Origin of the sequence: Arthrobacter sp. MMS18-M83 (assembly GCF_026683955.1) — a bacterium.
In the GTDB taxonomy this organism is placed as follows: domain Bacteria; phylum Actinomycetota; class Actinomycetes; order Actinomycetales; family Micrococcaceae; genus Arthrobacter.
In genome coordinates, this window is the sequence record NZ_CP113343.1 from 3663268 (window position 1) to 3684771 (window position 21504).

Genomic DNA, 21504 nt, shown 5'->3' on the forward strand with positions numbered 1-21504 from the left:
GCCGTTGTGGCTTCCAGAGGTGAGAGCGCTCCGCGTTCAAAGTGGCCAGACTCCGGTGTGACCCGGCCCGCTACGCCGGGGCTGACGCCGGAAGAACGCATCGCGGCACTTACGGATGGTCTCCACTCGATCCTGGAAAAGGCTGTTGAATCGCCGTCTTACTGGCAGGTGCTGTTGGACGCTTCGGCCACTCTCTGGCGATACTCCGGCGGCAACGTCGCTCTGCTGATGATTCAGATGGCCCAGCGCGGCACCGAGGAGCCCACCCTGGTGGCCGGGTTCAGGGAATGGGAACGCCACGGCCGCACTGTCCTCAAGGGCGAACACGCGCTGTGGGTGATCGCTCCGCGCACGGCACGTATGCAGGAGTTCACGCTTCCCGACGGGACCCGGCAGCGGATCCGGGTAGGGGAGAAGCCTCCCACGGGCGCCGCCGATGAGGGAAAAAGGACGGTCATCACAGGCTGGCGCGCGCAAACCGTCTTTGATGTCTCGCAGACTCAAGGGACTCCGCTGCTGGTGCCGCGGGACGTGGCTCGGCCCGGCGTCGTCGCCTCGGAGCTCTTTGACTCGCTGGCGGAGGTCGCACACAAGCATGGCTTCGAGGTCCACGTCGATGACCCACAGTACGGGCTGACCAGCGGTTACACGGACTTCGCCAAGCACCGAGTCCAGGTGGGTGCGTGGCTGAGTTCAGAGGAACGCACCGCGGTGCTCGCGCACGAGCTCGGACACGTCCTCCTGCACGGCCCGGACGATGCTGTCGGACGCCTTTACGGCAGCAGTGCGGACCACCGCGGGCTGGCCGAAGTCGAAGCGGAATCGGTCGCCTACACAGTTCTGCGGGCGCACGGGATTGACCGCGGATCCCAGTCGGCGTCGTACCTGGCCGGATGGGCAGACGCCGTGATCGAGACAGAGACCGGTGCATCGGGGTGGGATGCGGGCAGCAGAATGCCTGCCTCCCGTGTGGATATCGCGAAGTCCGTGCTCGGACGAGTCACGGCTGCGACAAGGGGGATCCTTGAAGTCACTCATCCACCTGGGTTCGGTGGCAAGGTCCCCGCCGTCGAAGCCGGTCCTCGCCTGACTGAGCCGGTGTCCTACTCGGGCGTTGGGCTGCCTAGGCCATCGGTAGACGGACCTTCGATCGCGGGCCCTGGACTTTGACTCCAGCTAATTGTCCGGCGGGAGAGACCCGTCGGCGTCGGAAAGGACAAAACTATGAGCACCAAAATCCCGATCAGCATCGCCGGCAACCTCGTCGCCAACCCAGAACTCACCTACGGCGACTCTGGTGTAGCCCACGCCAAATTGCGCGTCGCCGTCAACCAGCGAATCCAGGGACCGGACGGGACCTGGCAGGACGGTGAACCCGTCTTCCACAACGTCTCGGCCTTCCGTGCGCTCGCAGAGAACGCATCGAACTCCCTGAAGAAGGGCGACCCAGTTACTGTGGCGGGCGAGCTCGAATTCCGTTCGTATGAGAAGGACGGCGAAAAGCGAGAGGCACGTCGCATCGTTGCCGACACGATCGGCCCGGACCTGCGCTTCGGCACTGCCGTCTATCAGCGATCGGCGCACACGGCCGTTGCTGGGCCGGATTCTGGCGTTGTGACCGATCTCCAGGCGTCAGCCGCAACGGAGACCGCCTCGCCTGTGTACAACATCGCGACGAAGAGCCCGGCGGTGGTGCCCCCTTTCGGGGCAGCGGCGGGGAATGAGATGAGCTACTAGCACAGGAAACTCGTCTGGATTGGTGATGGGACCGGGCACAGGAACAACTTTGCTGTTTTTTGAGGGCCGAGGGATGTGTCCGGTCTCAGCATTGCTGAGTCCCGACGTGGGAATTGACAGGTTGAATGGGACGAAGAACGGTCGTTGCCGTCTCAACTAAGGTGTCAGTTCCATAAGGTCCGCCGGCCAGACTGAGAACCTCGAGGCTTCCGTTATTGGCGCAGTCGGGGCACCATTGCGACAGGTCGCGACAATCGCGACAGAGCAGTTAGCGGTTGGCTAAGAAGGGTTTGTGCTGGCGGAAGCAACAACCTGTTAGCGTTCCGCCTGCTGTGTTTGCTGAACAGTCCAATAGGAAAGTATCCCCACTTGGGCAAGGTGTGCGACACCTGCGCCCCCGCGCTCCGAGCGACCACATTGGCCCTTTTGCCCCACCGATGCTTGTGTGTCCACGCGTACTTCGGTGCCGTTACTGGGCAGTCACCATGAGCGATCGACTGGGCCATGTTGCCACTAGACTTGCGACATGCTTCATACCCCGTCCCCGGTTAGGGCTAACGTTCCGCCATATGCGGTTGATCTGGCAGCTCAAGCAATGTCTGCCAGGAAGATAGTGATCTACGCCGGCGCGGGCATCAGCCTGTCCCCGCCAACCAGCCTCCCGACGGGCGCCGCTCTTGCAAAAGAACTGCACACCCGGCTTAAGGCGGCCTTCCCGGTTCTCGACGCCGTTGACCCCGGGGATCTTCTTGCCGTTGCGGATAAGGTTGCGGCGCTTCCCGGCGGCGAAAGCGCTTTGCGTCAATCATCTGCCATAGCGGCAAACTTCAAGTCAGCTAAGCCCGGCTATGCTCACCGTATCTTGGCTCATCTAATGCTCGAAGGGGCCATTGACGTCCTCACGACGAATTGGGACAACTGCATAGAGCGGGGAGCTGGAGAGGAGCGCCTGCCGACAGTCACCAGCAGCCGTGACCTAGTGGATATCACACCACCCTCGGTTCTCAAGATTCACGGCTGTGCGTCACAGCCGAGTACCTTGCTGGTGACGAGCGGCCATCTAGCAGACCCACCTCCTTGGGTCCGGGAACAGACGCACGCACGGCTCGGCAATGCCGTTGTGGTGTTTATAGGCATCGGTGACGTCGCCGGGTATGTTAAGCGGCGCATCGAGGAGGCAATCCACGAGGTTGAATCCGTCGACAACATTCGTGTCGTTACGCCAACCATCCAATCCGGCTGGGAGACTTCGCAGTGGAGGACCGTCGCGCCGAACCTTGGGGAGGACTACAAGATCCCCGCAACGGCCGACGTATTCATGGAGCAGTTCGCTTCTGCCTATATCATGGCGCAACTTAGTGAGCACAGTACCGGCCTGTCATCTGACGAAGGGCTCAAAGCTGACCTAGATAGGGCAACTGAAGGGTTGTTGGAGTCTGATTCATTGACTGTGCTCAAGTGGGCACGTGAGGTCGACATCGACCCGCGAGCTGGTGAGCCAGTCCTCAAGAGCCCGGAGCTGGCTAAAGTGCTCATAGCTTTAGGGCGTCTCGCGGGGAACTCCGCCCGACTCAGCCAGAATCAAGTATTGAACAGCGCTCAGGGCCCAATTGAGTTACTGGTCGCGACTCGTACGGTGCCGGTGCGGCGCCTCGTCCAAGCTGCGGAGTATCGGTTGCATGCCCACGATAACCAGGGGCAGCCTCATCCACGGTTCGTCGTTGCTGGCGGCGTGGGGCCGATCCCGAAGCCCCGGTCACTGCCCAACAACATCATGGGTGAATCGGACGAACGAGACATCGTTGATGGACCTCTTACGTTGGCGCCTGACATTACACATGCGGATGATGTGATCGCGGCGTGACAACCACGTCATTGTCTAGCCGGTCAGACGACGAACTCCTAGGTTTCACTAGGACAGTACTGTCCGAGGAGGGTTTTCACATTGAGACCATGAGTGAGAACATCGACCTGATCCTGGCGGAGAACAGCTATTTTGTCGTCGCCGTTGCCGCCATGAACACCATTCAAAACCTAATCCTGGCGGAACCCATATGGTTGGGCCCCCGTTGGCAGTCCAGCGTCTATGCGATAGCTAGTTGATTTTTCTGCGTCCAGTTCTCCCAGTAGCGTTTCGGCGTCATGCCGTCCAGGGATCCGTGGGGCCGTTCATGATTGTAGATAGCTTTCCATTCCTCGGCCAAATACCTTGCCTCGGCCATGGTGTCCATGATTTCTCCTGTGAGTTGTTCCCTTCTGAATTGGGCGTTGAAGGATTCGATGAAGCCGTTCTGCCAGGGTGATCCGGGGTCGATGAACGCGGTATCGACCCCGGCGGTGTTGCACCAGTCAATCAGTGCCGCGGCGGTGAATTCAGGTCCGTTGTCGCAGCGGACGTAGGTCGGTGCGGTGCCGGTCTCGGCGATGATGTCCTCCAGCACGGCGACCACGTCGGAGGCCTTGAAGGACCGGCGCGGAATGACTGCCAGGGCGGTGCGGGTGTATTCGTCGATGACATTGAAGAACCGTATGTGCCGGCCGCAGGAGGTCACGTCGGACTGGAAGTCGAAGCTGACCACGTGCATCGGATACTGGGCGGTGAGGCGCTTCTGTTCCCCGGCGCCGGGCCCGGTCCTGCGCCTCTTCCGTGCCCTGGGTTTACAGGCCAGGCCTTCGTCACGCCAGAGTCGGCGGACCCGCTTCCTGTTCAGCGCCACCCCGTCCCATGCAGGCTGGGCCAGGAGGTGCCAGCGGGCCTTCCGCCAGCCCCACGCGGGATGCTTCACGGCCACGGCCCTCAGGTCCGCCCGCAACTGGGCCTCCTGGAATCCCATGTCGGGTTTCTTCTTGCGGAACACGGACCGGTTCTGGCCCAGAATTCTGCAGGCAAGGCGCTCGGACGCCCCGAACTTCTCCACTGCCATGCGCACGGCACGGCGGCGCGGTTCGGGGCTCAGAATTTTCCCTTCGCGACCTCGTTCAGGATGTCGATGGCCAGTTCCTTCTCAGCCAGCAGCCGCTTGAGCCGGGCGTTCTCCTTCTCCAGTTCCCTGGTCCGCCTGGATGCCTCGGCGTTCTTCTCGGAACCGTACTGGTTCAGCCACCGGTACCAGGTCGCCTCGGTGATCTGGAGTTCCTTGATGACTTCGACCATCGGGCGTCCGTCGTTGAGCATTTTCTGCCCCTGCCGGACCTTCGCGATGACCTGCTCGGGGGTGTGTCTGCGTGCCATGATGCGTGAAATTCCTCCTGCGTCCATTCTCGGACACGAAACTCACACAAACACTGGACTCCTACCCGGGGACCCAACCACATAGTCTTTGAGGCTGTCTCACGACGCATCGAGGCTGTCGCTCTTGGGCCGAAAAAGTGGGACACATACCTCGTCCTCCTCACGCAAGAGAAGTCGGCCGAAGATGACGCCGTGACTCGCGACCTCTACGCCATCAACCACGATACGTCACGGGTGCGCCGCATCGTTCACACCGGCGTCGACCCGACGCCAGAAGCGGTCAGGCATGCTCTAGCAACCTTTATCGAGCCGATGAGCCCTGCGACACCTGTCGCACTCACCGACGCCCTTGAGTCGCTACTGCACACACTCATCACACAGGGCGTTAGCGAGGATCTTGCGCAACGCGCCGTTACTGCTTTCGAACAGGGGGCATCTCTCGATGACGTCCTTTAAGCCCACCATCGACCGACTACGAATTGAAGCGTTTCGCGGTTTTCGTGACGCCCGCGAGTTCGATCTGTCGGCATCTGCAGTTGTCGTCACCGGACCGAACGGAACCGGAAAGACAAGCTTCTTCGATGCGCTGCAATGGGTCTTGCTCGGCAAGATCGAACGTCTTGAAGCTCTTCGCTCACGACGAAACGTCGAGCATGTCGTAAACCAATATCGAATAGGGGTAAAGGCTTTGGTCGAGATCGACCTTAGCCTTCCGTCTGGGCAGGTGATGCTGCGACGTACTGGCGATCAAGGCGGAAGCACTCTTGAACTCAGCCAACAGGGCGGAGCCCCGTTGTTTGGCGAAGAAGCAGAGGCACAGCTTCGACGCATTTTCTTGCCCCACAGCGAATTGTCCCTCCATTCGGCCCTAACCACTTCTGGTCTGATGCAGCAAGACGTGCTGCGGAGCGTGCTGGAAGCCAAGCCGGCGGAACGGTACCGGCAGTTGAGTACAGTTCTCGGTCTTGGCGCGCTAGAGGACTTTGAGGACGCTACGAAATCCGTCGCGAAGCAAGCTGCAGACCGTGAAGGACAAGTTCGGGTTGAACATTCCAAACTATTCGTTGCGCTGACCCAAGCTCAGGACCGACTCGAGACAGCGCAAGCACGATTGGCGAGCCGACCCCAAATCGATGCCGTGCGGAATGAAGTTCTTGAAAAACTGCGGGCAACGCCCGCCGGGATGTCACTAATCGCAGCCAACGTGAAGCTAGCGCTGCCAGACGATGTTCGACTCGCTGCGACAGCGTTTGGTAGGGCGGCCGACCTAGTAGACTCCGCTCACGAGCTCATCCGTGGTGCGTCTCAGCTACGGGAAGGCTTGGAGGATCCTCCTAGCACTGACACGATCGAGGCACTCCAGGCCGCTGTCGAACGAGCGACATCGAAGAAGGACGCGGCCGCAGCCTTACGAGGTGCGGCACAGTCAGCGCTGAACACGGCACGGCTGACCGCTGCCGACGTGGCTAAGTTGGCTGCGCTTGCAGTACCGATGCTTTCGGACAATTGCCCCGTGTGTCGTCAGCCCATCGACCGTGAGCATGTGGAACGTGACCTGGTTCAGCGGGCGGAGGCAACTGGAACCCTCCTAGGACTGCAGAAATCGTTCATCGAGCGTGCGAACGCCTTCAGTGAGGCTTCAACTGCCGCCTCCGAGGCTGCGGAGACGCTTGCCGCAGCGGAGAAACAAGCTGAGCGCTGGCGCGCGTCAAGTGCCGCAGACCAGGCAGCCAGCATCGCCGTCGAAGCTCTCGCAGCAGACGTTTCTCTCGTGAGGTTTGACCAATACTCCATAGACTTTCTTGATTCACTCGCCGTTCCGGCATCGGAATATTTCCGCGGAGCGCGCCGGGTCCTTCACGACCTTTTGGAGACTTTCGATAGGCAAAACGACCAAAACGCAATAGAGCGGGTCGCCGCGGAATGCACGAGTTTGGAAGCTGCACTCGCCGCCGCGGTGGTGCAGTTGGCCACTCAAACTGCCCGTTCCGCGAGGCTCAGGGCACTCGCCGAGAAAACGCTTGATGCCCGAGTTGAAGTCACTGAAAAGCGGCTGCGTTCCATTCAGCCGTTGGTAGCGGACATATTCCGCCGGCTGGATCCGCATCCCGCCTTCAAGACTGTCGAGTTCGAACTAGATACCTACTATCGGAGGGGGACTACGAGCCCCTTGGTGATTGACCAGGTGGCGGGCATAGCTGCCGACCCGCTCCTGATCTTCTCGACGTCGCAGGCCAACATTGTTGCTTTGTCCTATTTCATCGCGATGAGCCTGTCGATGGATGACAGCGGACTACCCTTCCTACTGCTGGATGACCCAGTCCAGTCAATGGATGACGTAAATGTCCTCGGTTTTGCTGACTTGTGTAGGCACCTCAGGGGGCGGCGACAGCTTATTGTGTCTACACATGAGCGGCGACTCTCTGGGTTGCTTGAACGGAAGTTGGCGCCCAGATCTGAAGGCGCTCGGACGAGAATCATCAGGTTTACAGGGTGGGACCGCAGCGGACCCACGGTCGATGAGCGCGACGTCGATGGGCAGTTGCTGGAGGAACCGATTCGGGTACTCCGTCGAGTCAGCTGACCTCTAGGCTGTGATCGGGCGCAGGAACGCTTGTGGCCGGCAGTACAGGTCCTCCAGCGCTGCCCGAAAGTAGCGAGAGAAGGCGAACTCAACGAGAGGATTCACTTATCTCGGCACACGAGGTGCAGGGTCACAGTTGACGCCACGAACACTGCTGCTGCAAATCAGGATGAGGCTCATCTCAGGGGGCGCCGCTGCTGCGGCACCTCTGATTTCTGCATAATTGATGCCGAGATTCGGGATGGTGGGCCCGATCAGCTATGGTCAGGTCGTGAATTTCAACAACGCGGTGATCCCACTTCTGGCCTTTCCACACGGAAACGTAACCCAGCACGTCATAGGCAGTGGATTTCTTGTTCGGATCAACGACGAGCTCTTCCTTGTGACCGTCGCACACCTTGGGGATCACGTACGCATGCCCAGGCTGGATTGGTCTTTCTGGCCAGCCACGATAGTCCTCGTGAACAGGGACTCCGATCCGAATGAAGTGTCAATGGTCGCAGAACTTTCGCTTTTCGACCTTGGGCCCGGAGGCGAACGATTGCCCCGGTTCAAGTACGCCCACCGTCCGGAAGCAGGGGTACCTGGAATCATCCAGGACATCATCCTCCTCCCGATCCAGGAAGACGACTACATGGCCACTCTGTACAGGATCTTCGACCTCCCCGCAGAACGCGGCGAACACGAGTTCGGAGCCACGGTCACCATGCTGGGACGTCGTAACGAGTTTCCAGAGCTGAGCGCAGTTCAGCATACTCTCACCATTCAGGGTGGACCGGCCCGTTACATGGTTCCGGAGGGACAAGAGGGCGACTCGGGCGGACCTGTCGTTACAGCCCGGGGCTTATTAATCGGTATGAACGTCGGCACACACAAGCAACTACCGGGACACGCGATGTTGATCTCAACAGAGGCCATAGAAGCTGTAGCCACCTCAGTCGACGGCAACACCAACGACTGGCCAACCGCAGAGGTCCCCCAAGTCTAGTTGTCGCGCCAGTGAGATGCCGTACCGGCCAAGCTTTCCCAGTCGCCCGATCTCCGGGCCGATGGCGCTGCAGCCACTACTCATGGCAGAAGCATGCCAGTACGGCTAGCCCCGGGTGAACGCTCTGGCAGGATCGATGTTGCATTGAGGGACTGAAGTTGTCATGGGTGGTTACGTCCGGGCTCGTAGCGGGTAGGGGCTAGCGTTTGGTCTATGTCGGGACATTGCTCTGATGACGACCGGGAAGGTGACCAAACCTCAGAGGTTCTGGACTCTGGCACAGAGCTCGCAACGGACCCAGAAGATGTTTCTAGCCCCGGTTCCCCTCCCATTGGCGGCCCGCCTTAAATGGCGCGAGCCACAGAGGCAACTCGTGCCCTATGGGCAAAGATTGAAAGGGAATTCGGGCTGTTCAAGGATCCGCCGACTAAAAGCGGCGTCTCGAACGAGAATTCTGAAGACGTCGACGCACAAAAATTCATAACGTGCCGCGTGAGGTCCGAACACGTTCTTCCGGGGTTTCAATTTGAGCCAGACTCAGGAACAGTACGCGCAGTCATGGCCGGGTGAAGGCCGTTGCGCATACGGCTGGCTGGGACGATGAGGACCTGACAGTGGCTTTGCACACCCAGCCGGTATTTCCATGGCCACCGACCGGTTGATCATTGATGATCTGAGCATCGTTGATAAAGCGAAAGCAGTAGCCGAAATCCAATGGTAGTAGCAGCAGTCAAGACATGCCCACCTGGCCCATGGTGGCGTCAAGACGACCTGACCTCTATGCGTCCTTGCTACAACAGTGTCATATAGGCCAGAGGAGCTCAGGCCATCATGGCTCTTGATGCCGGTGTAAGGGAGCGGGGGCTTTCCTCCACAGGCTACTGCCACACACACAACAGTTTTGAGGCAACGACATAATCGCCCTTGGCGATGCCTGGCAGACCGGCGCCCAGCAATTGAGCGTGGAACAGCGCACCGCCTTCGCCAACGACCCGCTGAACCTCCAGTCCGTCGACGGGCCCACCAACCTGCAGAAGGGCGACGGCGACGCCGCCACCTGGCTGCCGCCGAACAAGAGCTTCCGCTGCGATTACGTCGCCCGGCAGATCTCCGTCAACGTCACTTTGGCAGATAGCTTCTGTTGGTACTGCCGGTCTGGGTAGTTGGTACTAGGATTCCGGGAACTTGGTACCGGCCCTTTGCTTGGCTGCTCGGGGCCGGCACCACGTCCTGGGTGGGGTCTATTCCCAGTGATCCGGTTGGGCACGGGCCCTGTCGTCGCGGAGCTGTCGCATGTCCACGTCGCCGAGGTTGAGTTGGCGGGCGTTGTTGGCCAGCCGGTTCACAATCGAGTCCGCGGCCACCCGGTCCGGTAGAGCCTCGACCCAATAGGCCGGGCCGGACTGCGAGGCGATGAGCGTGGGCAGGCGGTGTTCTCGGTTGGCCAGGACCGCGAAGAGGTCGTTCGCCGCTTCGGGGTCGATGCCCACGGTGAGGAAGTCATCGATGACCAGCAGATCCACGTCAGAGAGCTCGTTGAGGAGCTTCTGGTGGCCGATGCCGTCACCGCGGGCGATGACCAGCCGGCGGGCGAGGTCGTCCATCCGGGTGTAGGCGACGGTGTGTCCGCTCTGGCAGGCGGCGATCCCGATCGCGCAGGCCAGGTAGGTCTTGCCGCCACCGGTCGGCGAGATGACCAGCAGGTTCGTGGGGTCCTGGCGCCATTGGTGGGCGGCATAGCGCTTCATCCGCACCGGGGTGATCCCGCGTCCTTCCTGGTAGTTGATCTCGGCGACCGAGGCTTGCGGGATGGGGAACCTGGCGGCCCGGATGAGCTTGTCGATCCGGTGGGCCCGGCGCTGTTGGAGTGCGTCGTCCACTGCGGAGAGGAAGATCTGCTCGGGAGTGAACTCGTCATTGGCCTCGTCGGTGATCAGTTCCTCGAATCGCACGGCCAGGTGCGCGATGCGCAGGGTCCGGAATTTCTCGTGGTCCTCGCTGGTGAACATCAGCCCTGCCCTCCCTGGCCGCCACGCCGGTAGTGCTCGGCCGAGCGCACGTGCACCGCGGCCCCGCCGGGGTCGGCACCGCCGGCTGGTTTGCGGGTGGCCGCCGCCGGTGTGATTGTTCTGGGCTTCTTGGTGTCCGAGTCGATGGTGGCCATGATCCGCTTGATCGTGCTGTAGGTTCCCGGGCCCTGACCGGTGTCGAGCAGGACCTGGCAGGCTGCCTCCAGGCGGGCCTTGTTCCGCTTGCCCAGGGACTCCAGGATGTTCTGGCAGTCCAGATAGCCTTGGGCCTCCACGGCGTGTCGGTCGATGATCCCGGCGATGACCGCCTCGGTGGCCGGCCCGAAGCCCCGGGCCCGGTCCGTGAACCACCGCTTGGACCAGAGCCCGTCGATACCCCGGTGCCGGGTCGGGGCATGCGCGGCATCGGTGGAATATTGGCCCTTCCGGCCCTGCCGCCGGACGTGCTCGCAGACGACCTGGTCCCCGTCGAAGACGGTCACCGTCGTGGAGGTGACCCGGACCCGCAGCAGCTGTCCGGCGTAGGTGTAGGGCACCGAGTAATGCTGGGAATCGCAGCTGACGTGGTAATTCCGTCCGACCTTGAGCTGCTTCCATTCCACCGAGTCGAACCCGTCGGCCGGCAGCGCCTGGAGCAGGCCCGACTCATCGGCGGTGAAGCGTTCCCACCGGGTGCTGCCATCGGCCCGGGGGATCTGCTCGTTGATCTCGACCAGCCGGACCTCGATCGCCGCGTTCAGGGCCTGCACCGTGGTGAAGACCTCCTCGGCCAGATAACCGATCACCCGCTTGTTCACCACGTTCACCGCCGACTCGGCCGCAGCCTTGTCGCGGGGACGTTTCGCCCGGGCCGGCACGATCCCCGTCGCATAATGCTCCGCCAGCTGCTGGTACCGGGCATTGAGCACCCGGGCCGACTCGCCCCGCTTCGGCCGGTGGGTCGACGTCGCCGGATTATCCGGGACCACCAGCTGAGGGACCCCGCCATAGAACGAGAAGGCCGCCACGTGGGCGGCAATCCAGGATACCGATGTCATGTCCGTGTACCCATGGCAGAACACCACCCCGGAATACGGCAGCACCGCCACGAACAGGAAAACCGCGGTCACCTCCCCGGTGACCGCGTCCACCACCTCCAGGGTGTCCCCGGCCCAGTCCACCAGCATCGCCCGGCCCGGCTCGTGGTGCAGCGTCGCCACCACATCGCTCACCCGGGCATGCTCGGCGAACAAGGCGCAATACTGTGAATACCCGTACTTCTTCCCGCCGTTCGCGGCGCCCGAGGCCAGATACCTGCTCCAGGCCTGCTGGAGGGTGAAGTGCCGGTTCTCCCTCATCGAGGCCAGCACCCGATCGAAGTCCGGGCGCTCGTATGACTCCGTGACCCTCTTGCGGCCATCGGGAAACAACCGGGCGATCTCCTGCGGGGACATCGCCCCGATCTGTCCTGCGTTGAAGCCGTAGGCCGCAATCATCTTCTTCGCCGCGGCCACGTCACGGCGTGAACACCCCGCCCTCGCGACGATCTCGTCATAGCTGCGACCAGCAACGGCCAGGGTCATAATGGCCTTGAAATCGGCCATGCTGCCTCCTCACATAGGAAAAGGCGGCGCCCAGTGCACCGCCTCACCCACAGCGAAGCACCCACAAGCCACGACAGTACCAACTCACCGGAACCGCAGTACCAACAACCCAGAACGCCAGTACCAACTCACGCTATCTGCCATCACTTACAACCTGTGGGTCACCCAAGCCGAACATGACGCCATGGCACGCGTCCTGGGTGACTGCCCGAACGAGACGGCCCCCACCAACCAGAAGCCACCGGCAACACCTGAACCCACCCCTGCCGCCTCGGTCGCCACCGCCCAGGACGACGCACCTGCACCCGAATCACCGGCGCAGGTTCCGGTACCAGCACCTGCCGCGCCCGCGGTACCGGCACCGGCACCGGCTCCTGCAGCGCCAGCGGCACCCGCCCCGGCAGCTCCTGCGCCCGCCCCGGCTGCGCCAGCCCCGGTTCCTGGTGGAGGAGCGACGGCACTGTGCAAGGACGGATCGCTGTCCTACTCGGCAAACCACGGCGGCACATGCCCACACCACGGCGGTATCGCCGTCTGGTAAAATAGCCGCCCAGGTCCGCCATGGCAAGAACGCCCGACGACGCCTGCACACCTCACAGGCTGCGTCGGGCATGGCCGCGGGTCCCGCATGCCATGATGAAAGGGAGCGCGGGTCGGAAATGTCCCGAATGGGTCAGGACCAATAGGCTTCGATTAGGAACGCCGGGAGCCGACCGATCCGGCGGAGCATGTCCTGTTCACTGCTGTCCAGAGGGCAGCGAATCCCTGCGGATCAGGCTCGGATCGGTCATGGCTGGGTGACTACGGTGCCATGTCTGCAGCTAGGAAGCCGCCGCATTGAGCATCCCGACCTGCCGGGCGCTGCGGATCTCGACCGCGCAGCGAGCCAAGGCGCAGGGAGGCACTTCCGATCAATCAGCTGGGCACGAGAGAGGTTTGACTACTTGAAGCTCATCGATTTGCTGTGGGGACCGACAATCGGTCCTGACAGAGTTTCGTTATCTGGGGCCCAGGCAAGAAAATTCGAAGCCTGTACATAGTATGTGGCCGGCCATGGCGCACCAGGCGTGACCTGGGACGGATCCGGTGAGATCAGCAGGACGGATCCGACCCAGATGGGTTCCTCCAGAGCTTCCATCCATGCGCGCTGAAGGTGTCCGAAGCGGTTCCAAATAATGGTGATCCAAGCTCCGGTGGGTTCGAGGGCATCGATGCTGAGGACTGTGATTTCCGCCGTCGTCCGGTGAGCTCGCTTGGCCTCCTCGAAGTGGCTCCACCTTGCCTTGGCATCTGCCAGCCAATTGCGACGGCGGTGGGTCCGAATCAACCAGATGATGCTGACGATGAGGACGGAGGGCAGCACGGCAGCCCAGCCAAACATTTGGACTGCGTCTGGAGGCCAACTTACCGTCAGATTCTGTAAAACGAACACCGCGCATAGGGCAACCCCTGCACTGGTGAGAATCAGTGCGGGCGTCGCAACTTTCGGCTTGATGACTGGGTTTGAGACCATGGGATGCCTTCTTGCCCAGTTTAGAGCTGCCAACCGACATTGATAAGGTCCGCCTCGCCGTAGACGGAGTCTGCTCCCCAGAGGCCAGCCTGCTGAGGTTGGATGTGGTGTGGCGCTGTCCGGCTAATGAGGCGTTGGATGGGTTGGTACTGCGATGCCCGTTCCCATTCATGCTCACCGGGAACAGGCCCGAGGGGGAGGGGCGAGTCATCGATGCCCCATCTGTCTCGGTAGATGGCGACCCTGCCAATCATGGAAGGCGTGTAGTCCTGCGGCGACAGATCCTGCAGGAGATTTCGCTTCCACTCGGTGTCATGCATCAAGGCCGTCGCCGTGACCTTGGCAGCCCTGCGCAGGATCCGCTCCGATACCTGGTTGATCATGTCGGCGAGGTCAGGCCGATCAGTATGAACGGGCTGCGGAATGAGGGGCGGATCACTCGCGGGCATTGTGGACACAAAGCTGAGGAGCCGGGAATGAATTATCGAAGTCAGATCCCTGGCTGACCCGCTCGTTTCCAAAGCCTTGGCAACGGTCCGCTGGGCGCCTAGCCGACTGATCCCCGAGGATCGCCGCCATGCTGCCACGGTTGCACCCCAGGACGGGGCACGCTGCAACTCGTCGAACCTCGAAGGGAGGCGCGTCTTGAGAAACTCTTCCAGATCCTCGGCGGCAGCAATTTGCGCGAGGTAGTCGTATTCGGCGCTGAGCCGTTCCAGGCTATCGGCGCGTAGGTGCTCGGCCTCTCGCACTTCGTGGGCGGTCCGTTCGGCACCTTCGGCCTCCAACACTTCACCCAGGATCTCCCGCCACGATGCCTGAAGGGATGGATCCAGAGGTTCGTGAGCCGCGGGGTCGTTCTCGCTGATATACGCATAGTTTCCTCCACGGCCTCGAGTCATGCTCACGTACAGCAGCTCACGCGTCAGGCCGCCCTGAGTCACGACGGTATGGCCGGCGTCGACTGTGATCCCCTGGGAGCGGTGGGCCGTCGTCGCGTATCCCAACTCAACGGAAGCCTCAACGTAATCGCGCCGCAGCGAAACAGTCGCGCCGGTATCCCGTCGGACCGCCACAAGGGTGCCATCGCGCCTCCCGACGCGTATGACGTCGAGCAGGGTGCCGTTGCGGATGAAGTCACCGTTGCTGTCCGCAACAGTGCGGTCGTTGCGGCGCGCGATGACCGTGTCACCGCGACCAGCGCGCAGACCATCGCTTAGAAGAGTCGTGTGTTCGGCGTCCACAAGCCCTTGGATGACGCGGTCTGCTTGGGCGCGTTCGTTGAGCATGCTGACGGTGTCGTTGTCCGCGGCAATCAGGATGGACGACTTACCGGCCCGGATGTCCGATTGCCAGTCCAGGTATGCCTGATCGACCATGTCGATGTAAGTGCCGTGCCGAATACGCTGGCGCCGGTCGTAGTCGCTTATGGCCGCGAAGTCTCCGCCCCGCAGTTTCAGCGAGGCCTCCCGCTCCCAAGCGTTTTCGAAGCGCCAGATCGTACTCAGCCGCACCGCTTTGCCCTGACGATCAAACCAGCCGAGAACACCGCCGGCGTCGATGGCATCCAGCTGGGCCGGGTCACCCACCAGCAAGACCTTGGCCCCGGCGCCCCGGGCCTGTTGCACGAGCGCGGCGAGTTGAACGGTGGAGACCATGGAGGCTTCATCGACGACGACCAGCTGGCTCGGATGGAACCGCCATCGGTCGTGCTCGGCGGCCAAACGAGTCGCTTCCTGTGCCAACGCGGTCCTCGTAGCCACGGCGCTGCTCAGGCGCTTCTCCACGTCAAAGAAGCGCTCGGCCCGACGTATGGCCCCCTGACCGACCGACTCGTAGACCCACTTCGCGACATTCTCTGTCACCATGGACAGCCCCCGCCCAAGGACCTCGGCGCTCGCCGCCGCGGGTGCCAGCCCGATCACGCTGCCGGCACCGAACTGTTCCTCCCACGCGGCCTTGATCGCGCCGAGCGTGGTGGTTTTGCCTGTCCCGGCAGGCCCGACGACGGCGTCTAGCCGGTTGCCACTCAGCAGCACCTCAGCGGCGGCGGCCCGCTGGTCGGAGTGCAAACCGAACTTGCCGTGGTGTTTGTATGAGGCGAGTGCCTCCATGGCGACGGTCGCGCGGACGACCGGGGCGCCGTCGTCGTTCCTTGCCGTCATGACGGCCTCCTCGCAAGCGAGCGTGCCCGCGTCGGTGTAGAGACGCGACCCATGGAAGTCGAAGACGCTCTGTCCGCCGAGGCGCAGATCGGGGTGCGCGTCCGCGGGGACGCTGTATCGGTATTCGTTCAGCGGGACGGATTGGGCTTCAGCCGCGGTGGCAACGGCGTCGATCAGGGCGTGGCGGTCACCCGGCGTCTGGCAGCGTATCGCGGCGCAGACGCGTTCGGCCTCGCCCAGCAGATTCCAGCGGTTCCAAGTCGCGCGCTTGGCTGCCACCAGGTCCCGGGTCAGGGAAGCTACAGCCTCCACCCAGTCGGCGGCGAAGTCGGACGAGCGGAAAGGAGACGTTCGCGATCGTCGGATGGTGGATTCCAGCACGAGGCGGGGGTCGAAACCCTTGGACGAGGCCCTTTGGCGCCAATGAGCCGAGAGCTGATGGAGAGGGGCAATGGTTTCCGGCTTCGCGGTTCGCGTGGAGAGGGTTGCTTGTTGTCGGAGCTTGACGGTTTGCGTTGGGGTTGGTCTCGTGCCGCGGTTCTTGGTCCATTCGGCGACGAGGCGGTCGGTTTCCTGGTCGATGAGACGGGAGCGGTTGGAGAATTCGCGGACTAAGGCGTCGTCGATGCCCGTGAGCTGAGCGCTCGGATTGCGGGTGTTCGCTAGGGGATTGCGGATATCTGTATCGGTGCCGAGGTCCCGTTTGAGGGCATCGAAGAGGAGACCGTTGTAGTGCTCGCTGGCGGCGACGGTGGCCTTGTAGAGCGCCCGCGAATCGAGCGTGACCCAGGCGCCGTCCGTGATCCGTTGGACCCGGTTGGCGATGACGACGTGCGTGTGGAGTTGCGGGTCTCCCGAGCGTGATTCCCAGTGGTCGAACGCCGCGGCGATGACGCCGCGGGTGCCAACGTGGGCGACCCCATTGCGTCCGGCCCGGGTGTGGATGACCAGCTCTTCCAACCAGTCAAGTGTGGCGTCGATGGCGTCGTGGTGGGTTTCAAGGATCTGGTCCTGGAGGCGCCGCGGGCTCAGCGCCCATAGGACGGACACAGATTTAGGGACGCTGAAGGCTAGATCGAAGCCGGCGACGGCGCGGCGCACCTCGGTTTGTCCTTGTTTGGTTTCGACCACGGTCGGCTGGCCGTGTGAACGGCCCAGAGGAGCGCCCGTGTCCGGGTGGGTGGCACTGTCGAACATCGCCTTTGCGTCGGATTCGGTGACTGGATCCCCAGCTGTGCGGTTGATGCCGCTCAGGCCGGAGCCGAGCCAACGGCCTTGCGGTGTCCCGGCCTTCATGTAGTAGGTGGTCACGTCAGGGGGAGTGGCCGTTAGGTCGTCCATCATCGTGGTCTTCAAGAGGTATTTCAGGCCTGACTGTGCGGAGAGTCGGGCGATGGACATGGTCATCGCTGTTTCGTTTCTGTCTTTCGGGCGGCATTGATCCAACCGTGACTGCGGAACAGTTCCATAACGGTGTTGTCGAGTTCGGCGCCGGTGGCCTTGGCGAGAGCTAGTAGCCTGCTGGCGAGATAGACCAAGTCGTGGGCGCCGGCTTGCTGGATGGCCTTAAGGCGGCCGATCTCAGTTTGGAGGCTTTTGATGGTTGCGCGTTGCTCAGCATTCTCGGCTTCGAGGTGATCGACGGCGGCGGACTGGGAGCGGAGGTGGGCTTGAAGGAAATTTTGAGTCTGCTTGCTGGCGGCGAGATCGGCGATCAGTCTAGCTCCCAAGTTTCCAAGATCAGCTTCAGGTTCGATGACCCTGTCCCGGGCCGCAGCGAAAGGCAGGGCTGGACTCGCTCCGGCAGCCCAATTCCGCCGTCGACGGTCCCGCTTTCTGTTGGCACACCGGGCTGAGCAGAACCGCTGCGATATGCGCGACGGCTCGAATGTCGCCTTACACTCCGCGCAATTCTTCACACTCACGACCGTTCATCAGGGTGGACCCGAGCGACAACATGACTTCGCCGTGAGCCAGTACTCACGGCGATACTGGCGGAGGGGTCGTATTCTGCTGGGTCGAGTTCAGCGTTGCGCGATGTAGGCGTTCCAGTTCCGGGAGGAGAGTGCGGCCCAGCGGAGGGCGGTGGTCGTGGAGATGCCGAGCAGCTCTGCCAGGATGGGCGTCGGGATTTCGGCGGCGAGTTGGAACAGGGCTGCTTTGCGGGAGTTGTAGGGTTTGATGCCGCGGTCAACGAGTTGTCCGCGGATGTTTTCGGTGGCCAGGTGGTTGCCCGGGATCCCGCCCGGAAAGAGCCAGCGGCTGTTCCGGCTGGCGTAGGAGGCCTGGCCGCGCCGGTTCATGTGCTCGATGATGATCCGGTCGAGGGGTTCGGGCATGAGAATCGGCGTGCGCTCGAACGTGACGGTGACCTGGCCGTCGTCGGTGAGGGTGACTTGGTCCGCGTGCATGCGGCAGATCGTGGTCAGGGGCTGGGCGAACAGGAGCATGAACAGGCCGCCGATGCGGGTGTAATGGCGCATCGTTTGGTCGTGGAGCAGGGTCTGGACGTGGCCCCACCGTTCTTCCTCGCTCATCGTGACGGAGGAAAAGCGCCGGGGCTGCTTGGGGATACGCAGGCTGGTGTTGATGCCGCTGGTACGGACCCAGCCGATGAAGGCATGCTGTGATGTTTCGCTGCCTGGGTGGGTGATCAGGTAGCGTTCCAGATCGGCCTGGCCCATGCCGGTGAGCGTGGTGTCGTGGCGGGTCAGCCAGTCCAGGAATCGGGCCGCACCTTTGATCTGCGCACGGCCTTGCAGGACCATGGATTTGGTGAGTTCATCGCGCGCGGCCTTTTGCCGCAGGTGGCGCAGGACACGCCATTGGGCGAACCGCCGGACGATGTCCGCATCGGCTTTCGGGATGGTGTCCAGCTGGTCCTCAAGCCAGGGCAGCATCCGCTCGATCCTGGCCTCGTAGTGGGGGAGGACCCCGAGCGCGGTGAGGAAGTCGCGCAGGTAGTTGGTGGTCTTGTTCGAGGGCAGCAGTTGGAACGTTTTGTGGCTGATCTGCAGTTCGCCGGTCGCCATCCGGTGCAGGATTAGGGGTCCTTCGGAGCGGCGGAACCAGTAGAGCGTGGTCTGCGGGCGGTCCACGGTCATGAGCGCGTTGAACACCGGCTGCAGTTGCTGGTGGATCTGGGCGGTGTCCGGGTCGGTGAGCAGCTCGGTGGCACGCTCGGCGAGCGTGCAGGGGCCGCAGTTGCGCCCGTAGCAGTTGTCCTCCCGGCCGCAGCGCTGGCAGGAGTAGGTGGGCTTTTCTCCGGCACAGCCGGCGCAGATCTGCCTCTTCTGCCGGTCGTGGAACGCGAGCACCCGGTGTTGCTGGCAGCCCGGGCACGGCCCGGGGTTGCGTTGCAGCCGGGTGCGGCAGCCCTGGCAGATGTTTTTGCCTTGCACGCTGATGGCCGCGGGCCGGTTGATACCGCATCGCGAACACGGGGCGGGCGTCCGTGCGGGGCCGGTCACTGTGGCTCGTGGGGCCTGCGGATCCTCGCCCGGATCGGTCGGAGCTCACCGATGCCGGGCCCGGCCTCGCCGGCGACGTGGCGCAACTCGCGGACTTCCTCGATGCGGAACTCGAGCAGGTCAGCGGCGGTGCATCCGAGGATGTCGCAGAGCGCGGCGAGCAGCTCGATGTTGACCCGTTGCGGGGGCTTGGTCACCAACCGGTGGACGTATTGCCTGCTCAGGTGGACGTCCCGTTCTTCCAGCAGCGGGATCAGGTCGCTGGTCTGGAACAGGCCCTTGGCGGCCATGAGCTGGCGCAGGTTCCATTGCATGCTCAGTTTCCGTGCCATCTACGGCTCCTTTGTCGGGGTCGGGGTGTAAACGCGTTTCAATGCGGCCTGGAGGGCCTTGTTTTTGAAATCGTTGCTGACCGAGGTGTAGATCGCGGTGGTCGAGGCATAGGAATGGCCGACCTGTTCCTGGACGAAGCGTTCCGGGTAGCCAAACTCGATCAGATGCGTCACGTAGGAGTGCCGCAGGCAATGCAGCGTCAGCGCCTCATCCAGGCCTGCCTCGGCACGGAGCCGGCTGAACCGTTTGTCCAGGTGCTTGGCCGAGACCCGGCTCAGCCGCTCGCTCACCCAGAGCGCGGCATGGTTCCTCGGGCGCACGATCGGGCGGCCCTGCTCGACCCACTGCTTGAGACCCTCGATCGCCCAATCGAACTCGGGAACGGCCAGCACCGTGCGTCGCTTCGGGGTCCCGCCCTTGGACGATTTGCCGTGGCGGACGTGGATGGACCCGTAGGTTCCCCAGTGCGGCATGTGCGGATTCGGCCGCAGGTCCGCAACATCGAGCTGACACAACTCGTTGCGGCGCAACCCGAACGCGTAGGTCGTTTTGATCATCTGCGCATCCCGTAACGCGGCCAATGCGCCCTTGCGGCCCGAGCGTGCCACCTGCTCCACCCGGGTGTCCAGGAAATCGAACAGGTGCTGCAGCTCGTCATAGGTGAACGGACGCCGTTCCGGCCGGCCTTCGTAGTCATGCAGATGCGCGACGGTATTGAAGTCATGACATACCTGGGAGGGGATCTGCTCGAACCGGTCCGCGCATGCTTGGATCCACCCGTAGCGCCCGTCGATCAGATAGTCACAAAACAGCCGCAAGGTGAAGTGGTAGCCGCGAATCGTCGAGGGGGCCAGGCGGGCGCTGCCGGACATCAGCGAGACCGTGAAATCCTCGAGATCGCCGGCGGTCCACTCCCACGGATAGGAGCCGGAAAATTCCGTGAACCGCCGCAGCAACGCCATCCGGGGAGCAATCGTCGTATCTGCCAGCAAGCGGGACTTCTGCTGCCGCTCCCACCCGGTCAGCATCGCCTCGAACACGGCCATTTCCTCGTCAAGGTGGGTGATTCCGTCCACGAGGATCAACCGCGCCGATCCCGGAGCCTCGGTCACTCCTACCCCCAATGGTGTATACGTAAATCTTACGATGTCACCTTTAAGTTACCATGATCGAGGAAGGCCTATCACCGCGCGGGCCCCGCACCAGGACATAAGAGAATAGACCCCAGGCCCCGGTGCTGGGCTGTCACTTTTCCGTCTATAGGCGTGAGTCAGACCTTTGGTGCCAGAGGTGTAAACAAACGGGGAAGTTCCTTCCGCGTGCAGGGGGATGAGAATTGTAAACAAACGGGGAAGTTCCTTCCGCGTGCAGGGGGATGAGAATTGTGGTGCCGCTTGGAGACGTCTATTCACATTGGTGCGGGTGAGCCCGTAGAGGTGTATGATCCGGGGTTCGTGGGTGTGCCGGATTGTTGCGGGGCCTCCACGGGACTGTTGGCGGTTACGTACGTGGAGACCGTCCGCGATTCCAGTTCAGGAATGCTGTGGACCGCACCGATGGTGAGAAAGTGTGGGGTCTGGCGGTGCAAGCCGAAATCCTCGGTCGTGTGGTTGCTCTCATGAATGACGATCTTGCTGTCGTCCTCGACGCCACGCGAGAACTCGTATGAGATGTTGCCCGGCTTATTGCGGGTTCCAGCCGCCATGTTTTCAAGATGGCCGAGGACCTCATCTGTGGTTCCGGCCTTTGTCCGGTACCTGGCCACAACGTTGAACGTAGCTGGTCGTAGTAACTCCTTGTGTGGTTTGGGTCCGCCAACGGCTATTCTGGCCCCGGCGGGCATGGTTGGGCCCCGTTAGCAGTCCAGCG

The 21504-nt window shown here is 62.4% G+C and carries 19 protein-coding genes; 10 read left to right on the forward strand and 9 right to left on the reverse strand.

What is annotated here, in order from left to right:
* Positions 1–57 precede the first annotated feature (57 nt).
* From OW521_RS17405 to OW521_RS17420, 4 genes are all read left to right on the forward strand, one after another.
* Entirely contained in the window at positions 58–1170 is a 1113-nt protein-coding gene (locus OW521_RS17405; protein WP_268020836.1) for an ArdC-like ssDNA-binding domain-containing protein, read from the forward strand.
* A 54-nt stretch (positions 1171–1224) separates the two neighbouring features.
* Positions 1225–1737 carry a single-stranded DNA-binding protein gene (locus OW521_RS17410; RefSeq protein ID WP_268020837.1) on the forward strand — a complete coding sequence of 171 codons (513 nt, stop codon included), beginning with the start codon at positions 1225–1227 and terminating at the stop codon, positions 1735–1737.
* 595 nt (positions 1738–2332) lie between these two features.
* Positions 2333–3601 (forward strand): SIR2 family protein, encoded by a 1269-nt coding sequence (locus OW521_RS17415; RefSeq protein ID WP_268020838.1) that lies wholly within the window; start codon positions 2333–2335, stop codon positions 3599–3601.
* Positions 3602–3690: 89 nt separating this feature from the next.
* A complete protein-coding gene (locus OW521_RS17420; RefSeq protein WP_268020839.1) occupies positions 3691–3840 on the forward strand; it encodes a hypothetical protein in 150 nt (49 codons plus the stop codon).
* Here OW521_RS17420 and OW521_RS17425 read toward each other — a convergent pair.
* A protein-coding gene (locus tag OW521_RS17425; protein ID WP_268020581.1) for an IS3 family transposase occupies positions 3822–4969 on the reverse strand; the annotation gives its coding sequence in 2 pieces (ribosomal slippage) (positions 3822–4696 and positions 4696–4969; 1149 coding nt in all). The genes OW521_RS17420 and OW521_RS17425 overlap by 19 nt on opposite strands.
* 192 nt (positions 4970–5161) lie before the next feature.
* Between OW521_RS17425 and OW521_RS17430 the strand changes: the two genes are divergently transcribed.
* From OW521_RS17430 to OW521_RS17445, 4 genes are all read left to right on the forward strand, one after another.
* The gene (locus OW521_RS17430) at positions 5162–5425 is read left to right on the forward strand and encodes a hypothetical protein (protein ID WP_268020840.1); all 264 of its coding nucleotides are present in this window, start codon (positions 5162–5164) and stop codon (positions 5423–5425) included.
* Positions 5412–7553: an ATP-binding protein gene (locus OW521_RS17435; protein ID WP_268020841.1), complete on the forward strand. Its 2142-nt coding sequence runs from the start codon at positions 5412–5414 to the stop codon at positions 7551–7553. The genes OW521_RS17430 and OW521_RS17435 overlap by 14 nt, the downstream gene beginning before the upstream one ends.
* Positions 7554–8046: 493 nt before the next feature.
* Positions 8047–8541 (forward strand): hypothetical protein, encoded by a 495-nt coding sequence (locus tag OW521_RS17440; protein WP_268020842.1) that lies wholly within the window; start codon positions 8047–8049, stop codon positions 8539–8541.
* A 962-nt stretch (positions 8542–9503) separates the two neighbouring features.
* Positions 9504–9704 (forward strand): GmrSD restriction endonuclease domain-containing protein, encoded by a 201-nt coding sequence (locus OW521_RS17445; RefSeq protein ID WP_268020843.1) that lies wholly within the window; start codon positions 9504–9506, stop codon positions 9702–9704.
* Between the two features lie 78 nt (positions 9705–9782).
* Here OW521_RS17445 and OW521_RS17450 read toward each other — a convergent pair whose 3' ends face one another.
* Together OW521_RS17450 and istA are read right to left on the reverse strand one after the other, a co-directional pair.
* Positions 9783–10550, reverse strand: coding sequence for an ATP-binding protein (locus tag OW521_RS17450; RefSeq protein ID WP_268020844.1), 768 nt, complete (start codon positions 10548–10550; stop codon positions 9783–9785).
* Positions 10550–12154: an IS21 family transposase gene (gene istA, locus OW521_RS17455; RefSeq protein ID WP_268020845.1), complete on the reverse strand. Its 1605-nt coding sequence runs from the start codon at positions 12152–12154 to the stop codon at positions 10550–10552. The genes OW521_RS17450 and istA overlap by 1 nt, the downstream gene beginning before the upstream one ends.
* 184 nt (positions 12155–12338) lie before the next feature.
* Between istA and OW521_RS17460 the strand changes: the two genes are divergently transcribed.
* A complete protein-coding gene (locus OW521_RS17460) occupies positions 12339–12695 on the forward strand; it encodes a DUF3761 domain-containing protein (RefSeq protein WP_268020846.1) in 357 nt (118 codons plus the stop codon).
* Positions 12696–13094: 399 nt separating this feature from the next.
* Here OW521_RS17460 and OW521_RS17465 read toward each other — a convergent pair whose 3' ends face one another.
* Positions 13095–13667, reverse strand: coding sequence for a hypothetical protein (locus OW521_RS17465; RefSeq protein ID WP_268020847.1), 573 nt, complete (start codon positions 13665–13667; stop codon positions 13095–13097).
* A gap of 20 nt (positions 13668–13687) precedes the next feature.
* The gene (gene mobF / locus OW521_RS17470; protein ID WP_268020848.1) at positions 13688–17239 is read right to left on the reverse strand and encodes a MobF family relaxase; all 3552 of its coding nucleotides are present in this window, start codon (positions 17237–17239) and stop codon (positions 13688–13690) included.
* Between the two features lie 134 nt (positions 17240–17373).
* Between mobF and OW521_RS17475 the strand changes: the two genes are divergently transcribed.
* Positions 17374–17688, forward strand: coding sequence for a hypothetical protein (locus tag OW521_RS17475; protein ID WP_268020849.1), 315 nt, complete (start codon positions 17374–17376; stop codon positions 17686–17688).
* Positions 17689–17856: 168 nt separating this feature from the next.
* On the opposite strand, the gene OW521_RS17480 is transcribed toward OW521_RS17475, so the two are convergent.
* From OW521_RS17480 to OW521_RS17495, 4 genes are all read right to left on the reverse strand, one after another.
* Entirely contained in the window at positions 17857–19233 is a 1377-nt protein-coding gene (locus OW521_RS17480; protein WP_268020850.1) for a hypothetical protein, read from the reverse strand.
* A 65-nt stretch (positions 19234–19298) separates the two neighbouring features.
* Positions 19299–19634 (reverse strand): helix-turn-helix domain-containing protein, encoded by a 336-nt coding sequence (locus tag OW521_RS17485; protein WP_268020851.1) that lies wholly within the window; start codon positions 19632–19634, stop codon positions 19299–19301.
* A complete protein-coding gene (locus tag OW521_RS17490; protein ID WP_268025690.1) occupies positions 19635–20681 on the reverse strand; it encodes a tyrosine-type recombinase/integrase in 1047 nt (348 codons plus the stop codon).
* A gap of 362 nt (positions 20682–21043) precedes the next feature.
* The gene (locus OW521_RS17495; protein WP_268020852.1) at positions 21044–21478 is read right to left on the reverse strand and encodes a putative quinol monooxygenase; all 435 of its coding nucleotides are present in this window, start codon (positions 21476–21478) and stop codon (positions 21044–21046) included.
* Positions 21479–21504: the final 26 nt, after the last annotated feature.